This window comes from Pseudomonas mosselii, assembly GCF_005796105.1.
In the GTDB taxonomy this organism is placed as follows: domain Bacteria; phylum Pseudomonadota; class Gammaproteobacteria; order Pseudomonadales; family Pseudomonadaceae; genus Aquipseudomonas; species Aquipseudomonas mosselii_C.
Window position 1 is genome coordinate 160,961 of the sequence record NZ_VAUO01000002.1, and the last position, 14,031, is coordinate 174,991.

9 protein-coding genes and 1 pseudogene are annotated in these 14,031 nt (G+C 63.4%); 7 read left to right on the forward strand and 3 right to left on the reverse strand.

Features of this window, described 5'->3' with window-relative positions; all coding sequences use genetic code 11:
- Positions 1–11: 11 nt before the first annotated feature.
- The 6 genes and pseudogenes from FEM01_RS05665 to FEM01_RS24670 all read left to right on the forward strand — a co-directional run bounded on the left by FEM01_RS05665 (position 12) and on the right by FEM01_RS24670 (position 5,923).
- Entirely contained in the window at positions 12–935 is a 924-nt protein-coding gene (locus tag FEM01_RS05665; RefSeq protein WP_138218316.1) for a LysR family transcriptional regulator, read from the forward strand.
- Positions 936–947: 12 nt separating this feature from the next.
- The gene (locus FEM01_RS05670; RefSeq protein ID WP_138218317.1) at positions 948–1,760 is read left to right on the forward strand and encodes an alpha/beta fold hydrolase; all 813 of its coding nucleotides are present in this window, start codon (positions 948–950) and stop codon (positions 1,758–1,760) included.
- Complete coding sequence (locus FEM01_RS05675; RefSeq protein WP_138218318.1) at positions 1,754–2,311, forward strand: peptidylprolyl isomerase; 558 nt, start codon at positions 1,754–1,756, stop codon at positions 2,309–2,311. The genes FEM01_RS05670 and FEM01_RS05675 overlap by 7 nt, the downstream gene beginning before the upstream one ends.
- A 64-nt stretch (positions 2,312–2,375) precedes the next feature.
- A complete protein-coding gene (locus FEM01_RS05680; protein WP_138218319.1) occupies positions 2,376–4,208 on the forward strand; it encodes an ABC transporter ATP-binding protein in 1,833 nt (610 codons plus the stop codon).
- Between the two features lie 89 nt (positions 4,209–4,297).
- A pseudogene (locus FEM01_RS24665) lies at positions 4,298–4,834 on the forward strand (MCP four helix bundle domain-containing protein); the annotation flags it as partial.
- Between the two features lie 45 nt (positions 4,835–4,879).
- Positions 4,880–5,923: a methyl-accepting chemotaxis protein gene (locus FEM01_RS24670; RefSeq protein ID WP_431188569.1), complete on the forward strand. Its 1,044-nt coding sequence runs from the start codon at positions 4,880–4,882 to the stop codon at positions 5,921–5,923.
- Between the two features lie 73 nt (positions 5,924–5,996).
- Here FEM01_RS24670 and FEM01_RS05690 read toward each other — a convergent pair whose 3' ends face one another.
- Positions 5,997–7,124 carry a GNAT family N-acetyltransferase gene (locus tag FEM01_RS05690; protein WP_138218321.1) on the reverse strand — a complete coding sequence of 376 codons (1,128 nt, stop codon included), beginning with the start codon at positions 7,122–7,124 and terminating at the stop codon, positions 5,997–5,999.
- 237 nt (positions 7,125–7,361) lie between these two features.
- Between FEM01_RS05690 and FEM01_RS05695 the strand changes: the two genes are divergently transcribed.
- Complete coding sequence (locus FEM01_RS05695) at positions 7,362–8,606, forward strand: putative porin (RefSeq protein WP_138218322.1); 1,245 nt, start codon at positions 7,362–7,364, stop codon at positions 8,604–8,606.
- A 159-nt stretch (positions 8,607–8,765) separates the two neighbouring features.
- Here the strand turns inward: FEM01_RS05695 and FEM01_RS05700 are convergent, their stop codons facing one another.
- The gene (locus tag FEM01_RS05700; RefSeq protein ID WP_138218323.1) at positions 8,766–9,887 is read right to left on the reverse strand and encodes a beta-ketoacyl-ACP synthase III; all 1,122 of its coding nucleotides are present in this window, start codon (positions 9,885–9,887) and stop codon (positions 8,766–8,768) included.
- Positions 9,888–10,105: 218 nt separating this feature from the next.
- On the reverse strand, positions 10,106–14,011 hold the full coding sequence (gene hrpA, locus FEM01_RS05705; protein ID WP_138218324.1) for an ATP-dependent RNA helicase HrpA: 3,906 nt from the start codon (positions 14,009–14,011) through the stop codon (positions 10,106–10,108).
- Positions 14,012–14,031 lie beyond the last annotated feature (20 nt).

Sequence of the window (14,031 nt, forward strand, 5' to 3'; positions counted from 1 at the left end):
AGGAGCCATAGATGAAAGCGCCGCGCGTAACCCTGGATCAGTGGCGGACCCTGCAAGCGGTGGTCGACCATGGCGGGTTCGCCCAGGCCGCCGAGGTCCTGCACCGCTCGCAGTCGTCGGTGAGCTACACCGTGGCGCGCATGCAGGAGCAACTGGGCGTACCGCTGCTGCGCATCGACGGGCGCAAGGCGGTGCTGACCGAAGCCGGCAACGTGCTGCTGCGTCGCTCGCGGCACCTGGTCAAACAGGCCAGCCAGCTGGAGGATCTTGCCCACCACATGGAGCAAGGCTGGGAAGCTGAAGTGCGCCTGGTGGTCGATGCCGCCTACCCCAGCGCGCGCCTGGTCCGTGCCCTGAGCGCGTTCATGCCGCAAAGCCGTGGCTGCCGGGTGCGCCTGCGTGAGGAGGTGCTGTCGGGGGTCGAGGAAGTGCTGCACGAGGGCATCGCGGACCTGGCCATCAGTAGCTTCAACATCGGCGGCTACCTGGGCACCGAACTCAGCCCGGTGGAATTCGTCGCCGTCGCCCACCCCGAGCACAGCCTGCACCGCATGGGCCGGGAGATCACCTTCCAGGACCTCGAAAGCCAGTTGCAGGTGGTCATCCGTGACTCCGGCCGCGCCCAGCCGAGGGATGTCGGCTGGCTCGGTGCCGAACAGCGCTGGACCGTCGGCAGCCTAGGCACCGCGGCCACCTTCGTCAGCAGCGGCCTGGGCTTTGCCTGGCTGCCCCGCCACATGATCGAGCGCGAGCTGCGCGAAGGCGTGCTCAAGCCCTTGCCGCTGGATCAGGGTGGCAGTCGCCACCCGCTGTTCTACCTTTATTCGAGCAAGGAAAAGACCTTGGGCCCGGCCACGCAGATCCTCATCGAGTTGCTGCGTAACTTTGACACCGCGCCCTTGGACGTACCCTTCGCAGCCCCTCCCCAAGCATGAGAGAAGCTGCCCATGGCCTGGTTCGAACATGATGGATGCCTGCTGCATTACGAAATACACGGCCAGGGCGAGCCTCTGGTGCTGCTGCATGGGCTGGGTTCGAGCAGCCAGGACTGGGAGTTGCAAGTACCCGAATTCAGCCGCCACTACCGGGTGATCCTCATGGACATCCGCGGCCACGGGCAATCGTCCAAACCGCGCCGGGGCTACCAGATCAAGACGTTCAGCGAAGACCTGCTGGCCCTGCTCAAGCACCTCAAGACCGGCCCGGTGCACTTCGTCGGACTGTCCATGGGCGGCATGCTCGGCTTTCAGTTCGCTGTCGATCACCCCGCCTGGCTGCGCAGCCTGTGCATCGTCAACAGCGCGCCTGAGGTCAAGCGCCGCACCCGCAGCGATTGGCTGTGGTGGCTCAAGCGCTGGGGCCTGGCACGCCTGCTCAGCGTCGAAACCGTCGGCCAGGGCCTGGCCGCCCGGCTGTTCCCCAAGCCGCAGCAGGCCGACCTACGCCGCGCCATGGCCGAGCGCTGGGCGCGCAACGACAAGCGCGCGTACCTGAAAAGCTTCGATGCCATCGTCAATTGGGGCGTACAGGAACGCATCGGGCAGATCGCGTGTCCGACCTTGGTGGTGGCCGCCGATCAGGATTACACACCGATACAACTGAAAGAGCGTTATGTGGCCCTGATGCCCAACGCCACGCTGGCGGTCATCGAGGATTCGCGTCACGCTACGCCCCTGGACCAACCCGAGGTCTTCAACCTCACCGTGCTGCAGTTCCTCGCAGCCGCTTCCACCCCTCAAGGATCTTTGAGCCCATGCTGAAAAAACTCCTGCTCACCGCCTGCTCGCTCGCCTTCGCCACCAGCGTCATGGCCTCCGACAAGACCCCACACGTCCTGCTGGACACCAGCTTCGGCCAGGTCGAAATCGAACTCAACGCAGAAAAGGCGCCGATCAGTACCAAGAACTTCCTCGAGTACGTCGACAGCGGCTTCTACAACAACACCATCTTCCATCGCGTGATCCCAGGCTTCATGGTCCAGGGTGGCGGCTTCACCGACCAAATGGTGCAAAAAAGCACCAAGGATCCGATCCGCAACGAGGCCAGCAACGGCCTGCAGAACACCCGCGGCACGCTGTCGATGGCGCGCACTTCCGATCCGAACTCGGCCACCAGCCAGTTCTTCATCAACGTGGCTGACAACGACTTCCTCAACCCCGGCCGCGACCGTGGCTACGCCGTGTTCGGCAAGGTCACCAAGGGCATGGAAGTGGTCGACCAGATCGTCAACTCGCCGACCACGATCAAGAAAGGCATGCGTGACGTGCCGGCCGACCCGGTCTACATCAAGTCAGCCAAACGCATCGACTGAACGCGGGTATCACGATACGCGTGATAGCGCCTGAGGGTCGGATGCAACAGGAGTCTTTGCCTTCATGTTGTACCGCCGTTTCGAGCAATTGATCGACATCTTTCGCGAGGCGCCTAGTGAGGCGCCTCCCGACAAGGTCTGGCCCTTCTACCTGTATTACCTGCGCCAGGTGTGGCCAAGCTTCGTCGCCTTGCTGATCGTGGGGCTGTTCGCCTCGATCATCGAAGTGGCCATGTTCAGTTACCTGAGCCGTATCATCGACCTGGCCCAAGGCACCCCCAACACCGATTTCTTCAAGCAGCACAGCGGCGAACTGATCTGGATGCTGGTGGTGGTCCTGTTGCTGCGCCCGCTGTTCTTTGGCCTGCACGACCTGCTGGTGCACCAGACCATCAGCCCCGGCATGACCAGCCTGATTCGCTGGCAGAACCACACCTACGTACTCAAGCAGAGCCTGAACTTTTTCCAAAGCGACTTCGCCGGGCGCATCGCCCAGCGCATCATGCAGACCGGCAATTCGCTGCGGGACTCAGCGGTGCAGGCCGTGGACGCGCTGTGGCACGTGCTGATCTACGCGGTCAGCTCGCTGGTGCTGTTCGCCGAGGCCGACTGGCGGCTGATGCTGCCGCTGCTGGTGTGGATCGCCAGCTACCTCGCCGCGCTCTACTACTTCGTGCCTCGGGTGAAGGAACGCGCAGTGATCTCTTCGGATGCCCGTTCCAAGCTGATGGGGCGCATCGTCGATGGTTACACCAACATCGCCACCCTCAAGCTGTTCGCCCACACCGACCACGAGCGCCAGTACGCCCGCGAAGCGATTCGCGAGCAGACCGAAAAGACCCAGCTGGCAGCGCGGGTGGTCACCAGCATGGATGTGGTCATCACCTCGCTCAACGGCCTGCTGGTGGTCTGCACCACGGGCCTGGCCCTATGGCTGTGGAGCCAGTCGCTGATCAGCGTCGGTGCAATCGCCCTGGCCACAGGCCTGGTGATCCGTATAGTCAACATGTCCGGCTGGATCATGTGGGTGGTCAATGGCATTTTCGAGAACATCGGCATGGTCCAGGACGGCCTGCAGACCATCGCCCAACCGGTCACCGTGGGCGACAAGCCCGGCGCACCGGTGCTCAAGGTCACCCGTGGCGAGGTACATTTCGAGCAGGTGAGCTTTCACTACGGCAAAGGCGCCACGGTGATCGACGGCCTCGACCTGAAGATCCGCCCCGGCGAGAAAATCGGCCTGATCGGCCCGTCCGGTGCCGGCAAGTCGACCCTGGTCAACTTGCTGCTGCGGCTCTACGACCTGCAAGGCGGGCGCATTTTCATCGACGGGCAGGACATCGCCGAGGTCGACCAGGCCAGCCTGAGGGCGCAGATCGGCATGATCACCCAGGACACCTCGCTGCTGCACCGCTCGATCCGCGACAACCTGCTGTATGGCCGCCCCGAGGCCCGCGAAGAGGACGTCTGGGACGCCGTGCAACGGGCGCGGGCCGACGCGTTCATCCCACAGCTGTCCGACGCCCAGGGCCGTAACGGTTTCGACGCCCACGTGGGCGAACGTGGGGTAAAACTCTCGGGAGGCCAGCGCCAGCGTATCGCGATTGCCCGCGTGCTGTTGAAGAACGCCCCGATCCTGATCATGGACGAGGCTACCTCGGCGCTGGACTCGGAGGTCGAAGCTGCAATTCAGGAAAGCCTCGAAACCCTGATGCAAGGCAAGACGGTGATTGCCATCGCCCATCGCCTCTCCACCATCGCACGCATGGATCGCCTGGTGGTGCTCGACAAAGGACGTATCGTGGAGGTCGGTAGCCACGCTCAACTGCTGGCACAACGCGGGTTGTACGCGCGACTGTGGCACCACCAGACCGGCGGGTTCGTCGGCGTGGATTAACCTCGCACACCGCTCAAGCCGCTGCCCGCCTGGCCGATACAGGTTGTCGTACAACAATTGATTGGCCCAGGTGGGCCGGCGAGGTGGTAATGCTGTTACGCCAATGGAGTATCGCGCCCCGGGCAACATCGGGGTTCGCGTGCATCGCTTTGATGGTTGCCCTGTTGGGCATGTTCTCCCTCGCGAAGATGGACGACATCCGCGACTCGGCCACGGCCATGGAAGAAAACTGGGTGCCGAGCATCCGCACCGTGGACGCCATCCGCGAGAACATGTTGCGTGTACGTACCATCTCACTGCGCGTCGCCCTCGACCCGAACCCGGCCAACGTCGACACCTACCTCGGCCAGTACGAAGCCCGTAACAAGATCCTGATGCAGAACATCAAGGACTACGAAGCATTCGTCGACACTCCTGAAGAAACCCGTATTTACCAGCAGTTCCAGCGTGACTTCGCCACCTACCAGAAAGGCATGTCCGATTCCTTCGCCCTGGCCCGCAAGGGGGATATCCAGGCCCTGCACAAACTGGTGCTGGTAGACATGAAGCCGGTCGTCGATGGCACCGGTGCACAACTGGCGGAGTTGGGTGACCTCTACGGCAAGAGCATCGAGCGTGAAGGCAACCAGGCGGCCGAGCGCTATGACCAGTCTCGCGCCATTGTCATCGGCGTGATCCTGCTGGCCGCGCTGGTCACCGTCGCCCTGGCCTGGCTGCTCACACGCAGCATCGTGCAGCCACTCAAGGAAGCCGTGCTGGCGGCCAAGCAGGTGGCCGAAGGCAACCTGAGCAACGCTATCGTCGCCAACGGCAACGACGAAGTGAGCCAGTTGCAGCATTCGCTGGCACAGATGCGTGAACGCCTGCGTGACACGCTAGGCGAGATCTCCGGCTCCTCCACGCAACTGGCCGCCGCGTCCGAGCAGCTGCATGCGGTTACCGAGGAAGCCGGGCGCGGCATCACTCGCCAGCACGACGAAATCGAGCAGGCCGCCACTGCCGTCAATGAAATGAGCACTGCGGTCGAAGAGGTGGCACGCAATGCCGTGTCCACCTCCGAAGCCTCGCGGCAGTCGACCGAGTCGGCGCAACAGGGCCAGGCCCGGGTATCCCAGACCATCGAGGCGATCAGCGACCTGGCCGAAGAAGTAGCGGCCTCAGCCGCGCTGGTGGGGCAGTTGGCTGAGCAGTCCCAGGAAGTGGGCAAGGTGCTGGATGTAATCCGAGCGATTGCCGAGCAGACCAACCTGCTGGCGCTCAATGCCGCCATCGAGGCCGCCCGCGCCGGTGAGTCGGGCCGTGGCTTCGCCGTGGTCGCTGACGAAGTCCGCGCCCTGGCCCACCGCACGCAGAACTCGACCCAGGAGATCGAACAGATGGTCTCGCAGATGCGCAGCGGCGCCAGCCTGGCCCTGAGCGCCATGCAAACCAGCAGCACGCGCGCCCGCGATACCCGCGAACTGGCCCAGAGTGCAGGCCAGGCCTTGCAAGCGATCACTTCGGGGATCAGCGAGATGTACGAGCGCAACCTGGTGATCGCCAGCGCCGCCGAAGAGCAGGCCCAGGTGGCCCGCGAGGTGGACCGCAACCTGACCAACATTCGCGACCTTTCGGTGCAGAGCGCAACGGGCGCGCAGCAGACCAACGCTTCAAGCCAGGAACTGTCGCGCCTGGCCAGTGGGCTCAATGGCTTGGTGAAGCGCTTTACCTTGTAAGCCCTTACCGGCCAAACAAGGTAAATACGAGGCCAAGGAACGGCCTCGCCGGGGCGCTGCTCAGATGAGAGCTTCACGCCTTGCGATAAGGCAATGCCGCGCAGGCCTCTTCGGCATACCCGCGTACCCCCACCCGCTCCTGCTGCAGGAATTCCTCTACAGCCCGACGCAAGCCTGGGTGCAGCAGGTAGTGCCATGACCGTGTGATGACCGGTTCAAAACCGCGAATCAGCTTGTGCTCGCCCTGTGCACCAGCATCGAAGCGCTGCAGCCCCTCGGCAATGGCAAAGTCCATGCCCTGGTAGAAGCAGGTCTCGAAATGCAGCCGGTCGAACTCATCCAGACAGCCCCAGTAACGCCCATACAGGCTGTCGCCGCCCACCAGACTCAAAGCCATGGCCACTTCACGTCCGTGCTGGCGGGCGATCACCACCCGCACCGCCTCGGGCATGCGCTCGGCCAGCAGGCTGAAGAACTCACGCGTCAGGTATGGCGCGCGGCGACGCACGGCATAGGTGTTGGCGTAACACCGGTAGACGAAATCCCACTGCGCCTGGCTCAGCTCATCGCCGCGATACCAGGCGAACTCGATGCCCTGCCCCGCCACCTGCTCGCGCTCCTTGCGCATCTGCTTGCGCTTGCGCGAGCTGAGGGTGTCGAGAAAGTCCTGGAAGTCGCGGTAGCCGCGATTGCGCCAGTGGAACTGACAGCCCAGACGCTCCATCCAGCCAGGCAAGCCCGCCATTGCGTCGTCCAAGGCCGTGTCAGTGAAGTTGATATGCGCCCCGGACAATCCAGCCTTGTTCAGGTACTCGGGAATCGCCTGCAACAGCAGCAAGCCGTCGGCGGGTTCGGCGCTGAGCAGGCGCGGCCCACTCACTGGGCTGAACGGCACCGCCCCCAACAACTTGGGGTAGTAGGCGATGCCGGCACGCTCGCAGGCATCCGCCCAGCCGTGGTCGAACACGTACTCGCCGAACGAATGCCATTTGCGGTAGGCCGGCAATAGCGCACGGACCTGCCCATCGCGTTCCAGCACAAGATGCTCGGCGGCCCATCCGGTCTCGGGAGTGACGCTGGCACTGTCCTCCATGGCACTGAGGAAGGCATGGCGCAGGAACGGCTGGCCGTCTGGCACCAACGCATCCCAGGTGCTGGCCGGTAGTTCACGCAGGTGGGCAAGGCTGTGAAGACTGATCACATCGACGACTCGCTGAAAGTAGGACGCCAGTATTGCCAAAGCGCTACGCGCACTCAAATGACAACACGTTGTTAACAACAGTGCCACTGTTTGGACATTATTCTGTCATTCCCCCCCGCAATACTTGCGCCTGTTTTCCGAAACCCCAGAACCTGTCTATTCAGGCCCTTTCCGAAGACATGCCAACTCGGGGGCGAGCGCTTGAGCCTCCCCCACCTTTCCAACAGGGAGAACCTTATGCGTCTTGTTTCCACACTCACCGGAGTGAGCCTCACCGGCATGATGCTGGCTCTGAGTACTCCGGCCAGTGCCGCAGTCGACGCCAAGCTGCTCGAAATGCTCCGCGCCAACGGCTCGATCAACCAGGAGCAGTACGCCGAACTGCAACAGGACCTGGCGACCGAAACCAAGGAAAAGGCGGCTCAAAAAGCGCAAGCAGAGCGCATGAGTTCGTTCGAACAGAAAGTGGCATGGGCTGCCAAGACCCAGATCAAAGGCGATGTGCGCCTGCGTTACGAAGACGTCAACGTCGACAACCCGATTGCCCGCAGCGGCAATCAGGACCGCGAGCGCGTGCGTGCCCGCGTCGGTTTCTACAGCGAGATCAACCCGCAGGTCGACGCCGGCGTGCGGGTGGCCACCGGCAGCAGCGCCGATGCCCGCTCGACCAACCAGAGCCTGGACAACTACTTCGAGAAAAAGGCGCTGTGGGTCGACATGGCCTACCTCGACTGGCACCCAACCGCCGTGCCTAACCTGCACATCATCGGCGGCAAGATGGCCCAGCCATGGGTGAGCATGGGCGACATCATCTGGGACAGCGACATCAACCCGGAAGGCGTGGCCGTCACCTACAAGACCAACCTGGGCGCAGCCGAAGTGTTCGGCAGCGTCGGTCACTACAACCTGAAGGACAACGTCGATGGCGACGGCGTGCAGTACAAGCACGACGCACAGCTGTACCACGGCCAGTTGGGCACCAAGTTCAACCTGGCTGACACCGTGAAGATGACCGTTGGCGGCAGCATCTACGGCTACGACAACGACAAGGCCTCTGCCGTGCTGCGCTCGCTGGGCAACACCACCGACGAGTTCAACCTGGTCGAAGGCTTCGGTCAGCTGGACTTCACCGGCTTCGCCATTCCGCTGTCGGCGTACGGTCAGTTCGTCAAGAACACCGAAAGCACCGATGGCAAGGACAAGGCCTGGCTGGCCGGTGTGAAGACCAAGCTCGGCGCCTGGAGCCTGGACTACAACTACCGTGACGTGCAGCGTAACGGTGTGGTGAGCCTGTTCACCGATTCGGACTTCGGCAACGGCTTCACCGGCTCGCGCGGCCACAAGTTCAAGGTCGGTTACGAAATCGACAAGAACTTCTCTCTGGGTGCGGCCTACCTGATGGCCAAGACCGACTACTCCAACCTGCCGAACAGCGATGCCGACGTAGACACGCTGCAGGTAGACCTGGAAGCGAAGTTCTAAGCGACACCCTCCTCTGCTTCACTCTGAGGCGGGAAATGCCGACCCCCCATCCGGCGTTTCCCGCCTTTTTTAGCGGCAAGCGGCAAGCTTCAAGTAAAAGCAGATCGCGGGGGACCACAGATCTGCTCTTGCTTGTAGCTTGTAGCTCGCCGCTGCGCCTCAGTGCTTGCGCAGAATCACGCTACCAATCGAATACCCCGCCCCGAACGAGCTGAGCACCGCAACCGAGCCCTTGGGCAAATCATCCTGATACAGGTGGAAGGCGATCACCGAACCTGCGGAGCTGGTGTTGGCATAGCGGTCCAGAATAACGGGAGCCTCATCCTCGTTCACCTCGCGCCCCAACAGCTTCTTGACGATCAGGTGGTTCATGCTGAGGTTGGCCTGATGCAGCCAGAAACGCTTCACGTCCGACGCTTGCAGGCCATTTTCAGCCAGGTGCTTGCCGACCAGTTCGGCAACCATCGGGCACACTTCCTTGAACACCTTGCGCCCTTCCTGCACGAACAACTTGTCGCGCGCATCAACACCCTCTTCACCAGCACGGTTGAGGAAACCGAAGTTGTTCCGAATATTGTTGGAGAACACCGTCGCCAACTTGGTGCTCACCACATCGAACTGATGCTCGGAACTGGCAAGGTCGGCGCGCTCGACCAGCACGGCGGTGGCGGCATCACCGAAGATGAAGTGGCTGTCGCGGTCACGGAAGTTGAGGTGACCGGTGCAAATCTCTGGGCTAACCACCAGCACGGCACGGGCCTGGCCCAGTTGCACGCTGTTGGCAGCGGTCTGAATACCGAAGGTGGCCGACGAACAGGCCACGTTCATGTCGAAGGCAAAGCCCTGGATGCCCAGCGCCTGCTGCACCTCGATGGCGATAGCCGGATACGGACGCTGTAGGTTCGAACACGCCACCAACACGCCATCGACATCCGCAGCTGTTCGGCCAGCACGCTCCAGTGCCTGACGCGCGGCGGCCACGCCCATTTCGCAAAGGATCGACTGTTCGTCGTTGCTGCGCTCAGGCAGCCGTGGCTTCATGCGCTGCGGATCGAGGATCCCGGCCTTGTCCATGACGAAGCGGCTCTTGATACCTGAGGCCTTCTCGATGAACGCAGCATCCGACAGCGGTGCCGCTTCCACCTCGCCACGCTCGATGGCAGCGGCATTGTCGCGATTGAACTGTTGCGACCAGGTATTGAAGGATTCCACCAGTTCTTCGTTGGAAATGCTCTGGGCCGGGGTATACAGGCCGGTGCCGCTGATCACGACGTTATGCACGGTCGTTCCTCTGGTCAGAGGCCATCGCCACGCGGCGCTGGCCGGGATAGGGGGCATCATACTGGCACCTTGGTGCCAATTTGCAGGCGAAGGGCAAGCCCTCGTTCACGGGTCGCTCCGCATCCATCCAGGCTGCGCGGCCTGGTGGGCGCGGGTCCACTCACGAACGGCCGCACAGCGGCCGCAAATTCCTGCAAGTTTGCCACAACTTACAACGGTTAGGCTTCCACCTGGCTCCACTGCTTGCTCAAACGCTTGTCGGAAACCGGCACCTTGGTGCCCAGTTGCTGAGCGAACAGCGACACCCGGTACTCCTCCAGCAGCCAGCGGTACAGTGTCAGTTGCTCGTCACGCTTGCCTTCCTGGGCATGCTTGTCGGCACGCGCCTTGTACTGCGCCCAGCAATTGGCCAGCTCGCTGCTCCACACGCGATCCTTCTGCACCTGCGAGCCGAGCTTTTCAAGGCGCAATTCCACCGCTTTCAGGTAGCGCGGCAACTCCTTGAACCAGGCGCCCGGGGTTTCCCGCACGAAACCTGGGTACACCAAGTTGGCCAACTGCTGCTTGATGTCGTTGAGTGCCACCGCCTGGCTCAGGTCGATCTTGCCCTTGAAGCGCTTCTGCAAACCATGCCACAGCTTGAGCACCTCCAGGGTCTGGCGCGCCAGGCGCTCGGCGTGCTCGGTCCAACTGCCGCGCTTGCGCTCGGCGAGCGAGGCCAGGCCGGCGCCGTCGCGGGGTAGCGGGTCTTCACCTTCAAGCACGCAACTGTCGAGGCTGGCCAGCAGGATGTCTTCCACCAGCGCCTCGACCCGGCCCAGCTCGCGGTACAACAAGCCCAGCTCGGTCAGCCCGGGCAACTTGCCACGCAGGAACTTGGCAGGCTCAGCCAGCTGTTGCAGCAGCAGGCGCTGCAACGCACGGCGGTGCTGGAACTCGGCTTCGGCCTGGGTCGAGAAACGGCCCTCGCGCACGCTGCCACTCTCTTCCACCAACGCCGGGTAGACCGTCATCGACAGGCCGGCGATCTTCTGCTGAGCAGTCTGCGCGACCTGGCTGAAGGCCTTGGCTTGCACCGGCTGCTCGGCTTTTTCGTTACGCGGCAAGGCCAACGCCGCCTGGCTAGCGGCAGCGAAGCGCGCAGTCAGTTCGGCCAGGTCACGGCCTTCGCCGAGGAACTTGCCCTGAGCGTCGACCACTTCGATGTTCATCCGCAGGTGGCCTTCCACCAGGCTTGCCGCTTCGGCCCAGGCCTCGTCGCTGACCCGCACACCGGTCATGCGCAGCAGTTCCTGACCCAGCGCCTGAGGCAAGGCGCCGTGGGCGAAGGTCATGCGTGCCAGCGACGCCTTGACGAAGTCCGGCACCGGCACGAAGTTCTTGCGCAGGGCTTTGGGCAGGTTACGGACCAACGCGATGCACTTGGCTTCGAGTAATCCCGGCACCAGCCATTCCAGGCGCTCGCCCGGCAGGTTCGGCAACAACGGCGCCGGCACTCTTACGGTCACGCCATCGCGGGGGTGGTTGGGCTCGAAGTGGTAGCTCAGCGACAGGCGCAGCTCGCCCACCTGCAAGTGGTCCGGGTACTGCGCGGCGGTGACCTCGCTGGCCTCGCGGGCGAGTACGTCTTCCTCACGCATGATCAGCAGGTTGGCGTCCTTCTGGCTGTTCATCCGGTACCAGCTGTCGAAAGTCGCGGTCTGGTGGATCTCCTCGGGCAAGCGCGCCTCGTAGAAGCCGTACAATGTCTCTTCGTCGGCCAGGATGTCGCGGCGGCGCGCCTTGGCTTCGAGTTCGTCCAACTGCTCCAGCAAGCGCTTGTTGGCCGCCAGGCACTTGGCCCGCGACTGGATCTGGCCACCGACCAGACCTTCGCGAATGAACAGCTCGCGCGAGGTAACCGGGTCGATCGGGCCGAAGTGCACTGGCCGGCGACCCACCAGGATCAGGCCGTACAGGGTGATCTGCTCAAAGGCCACCACCTGGCCGCGCTTTTTCTCCCAGTGCGGCTCGAAGTGGTTCTTCTTGATCAGGTGACTGGCCAGCGGCTCGATCCAGTCCGGCTCGATCTTGGCCACCATGCGCGCATACAACTTGGTGGTTTCTACCAGCTCCGCGGCCATCACCCACTGTGGGCGCTTGCGGCCGATGCCCGAGGATGGATGAATCCAGAAACGGCGCTGGCGCGCGCCCTGATAGTCGCCCTCTTCGGCCTTATGGCCAATCTGGCTGAGCAGGCCACTGAGAATGGCCTTGTGCATGCGCGGGTAGTCGCAGGGCTCCTTGTTCACCGTCAGTTGCAGGTCGCGGCAGATCAGCGACAACTGGCGATGCGCATCACGCCATTCGCGCAGGCGCAGGTAGTTGAGAAACTGCTTGCGGCACCAGTTGCGCAGGGGGTTGGCGGTGAGTGCCTGGCGCTGTTCCTCGAAGCCGCGCCACAGGTTCACCAGCGCGGCGAAGTCGGAGTCGACGTCCTTCCACTGCGCATGCGCCTGATCGGCGGCCTGCTGGCGCTCCGGTGGGCGCTCACGCGGGTCCTGAACCGACAGCGCGCTGGCGACGATCAGCACTTCCTGCAAGCTGCCTTGGCGTGCGCCTTCGAGCAGCATCCGGCCCAGCCGTGGATCGATCGGCAGGCGCGCCAGCTGACGCCCCAGCGGGGTGAGCTGGTTCTCGCGATTGACCGCCGACAGCTCCTGCAACAGGTTGAAACCATCGCTGATGGCCTTGCCATCTGGCGGCTCGATGAACGGGAAGGCATCGATTGCGCCCAGGCGCAGGTGCAGCATCTGCAGGATCACCGCTGCCAGGTTGGTCCGCAGGATCTCGGGATCGGTAAACGCTGGACGCGCGTTGAAATCGTCCTCGCTGTACAGGCGGATGCAGATACCCGGCTCGACCCGCCCGCAACGGCCCTTGCGCTGGTTGGCGCTGGCTTGCGAGACGGCCTCGATTGGCAGGCGCTGGACTTTGGCGCGGTAGCTGTAGCGGCTGATGCGCGCGGTGCCGCTGTCGATCACGTAGCGAATACCCGGCACGGTCAACGAGGTTTCGGCGACGTTGGTCGCCAGCACTACCCGCCGACCACTGTGGGACTGGAAGATCTTCTGCTGCTCGGCCGGGGTCAGGCGCGCGTACAACGGCAGGATCTCGGTGTGGCGCAGCTGCGCCTTGCGCAAGATCTCGGCAGCATCACGGATCTCGCGCTCACCGGGCAGGAACACCAGCACATCGCCTGGGCCCTTGCCCTGGCTGCGCTCGTGATGGGCGATCTCATCGAGGGTGGCGAGAATCGCCTGGTCGACCGAAATATCGTCCTCGACCTGGTTGCCTTCCTCGTCCTGCTCGCGGGTCAGCGGGCGGTACCAGGTATCCACCGGGAAGGTGCGCCCGGACACCTCGATGATCGGTGCGCCATCGAAGTGCTGGGAGAAACGCTCCAGGTCGATGGTCGCCGAGGTGATGATCAGTTTGAGGTCCGGGCGGCGGTGCAGCAGGGTCTTGAGGTAGCCGAGCAGGAAGTCGATGTTCAGGCTGCGCTCGTGGGCCTCGTCGACGATGATCGTGTCGTAGCGTTCCAGAAAACGGTCGTGCTGGGTTTCGGCCAGCAGGATGCCGTCGGTCATCAGCTTGACCAGGGTATTGGCGTCGCTCTGGTCCTCGAAACGCACCTGGTAGCCGACCAGCGCCCCCAGCGGCGTGCCCAGCTCCTCGGCGACCCGCGCCGCGACGCTGCGCGCGGCGATCCGGCGCGGCTGGGTGTGGGCGATCAAGCCGTGACTACCACGCCCAAGTTCCAGGCAGATCTTCGGCAACTGGGTGGTCTTGCCCGAGCCGGTCTCACCAGCGATCACCAGTACCTGGTGCTCGGCCAGGGCCTTCTTGATCTCGTCACGCTTGGCCGCGATCGGCAGGCTGTCGTCATAACGGATGGTCGGCACGCTATGCTGGCGCGCGGTGACCTGGGCGCAGGAAGCCTGGACCTTTTCCACCCACTGCGCGAGCTTGCCCTCATCGGGGCGTTTGCGCAGCTCGTGCAACTGCCGCCGCAGGCGATGGCGGTCGGCGATCATGGCGTGGTCGAGGTTCTTCAGCAACTGGTCGATGGCGTGGTCTGTCATGGGGCTTTTTAGTGATGCAG

Excerpts from the sequence above, each read along its gene's own strand:
- FEM01_RS05665 (WP_138218316.1), top strand. The coding sequence starts at position 12 with ATGAAAGCGCCGCGCGTAACCCTGGATCAGTGGCGGACCCTGCAAGCG.
- FEM01_RS05670 (WP_138218317.1), top strand. The coding sequence starts at position 948 with ATGGCCTGGTTCGAACATGATGGATGCCTGCTGCATTACGAAATACAC.
- FEM01_RS05675 (WP_138218318.1), top strand. The coding sequence starts at position 1,754 with ATGCTGAAAAAACTCCTGCTCACCGCCTGCTCGCTCGCCTTCGCCACC.
- FEM01_RS05680 (WP_138218319.1), top strand. The coding sequence starts at position 2,376 with ATGTTGTACCGCCGTTTCGAGCAATTGATCGACATCTTTCGCGAGGCG.
- FEM01_RS05695 (WP_138218322.1), top strand. The coding sequence starts at position 7,362 with ATGCGTCTTGTTTCCACACTCACCGGAGTGAGCCTCACCGGCATGATG.
- hrpA (WP_138218324.1), bottom strand. The coding sequence starts at position 14,011 with ATGACAGACCACGCCATCGACCAGTTGCTGAAGAACCTCGACCACGCC.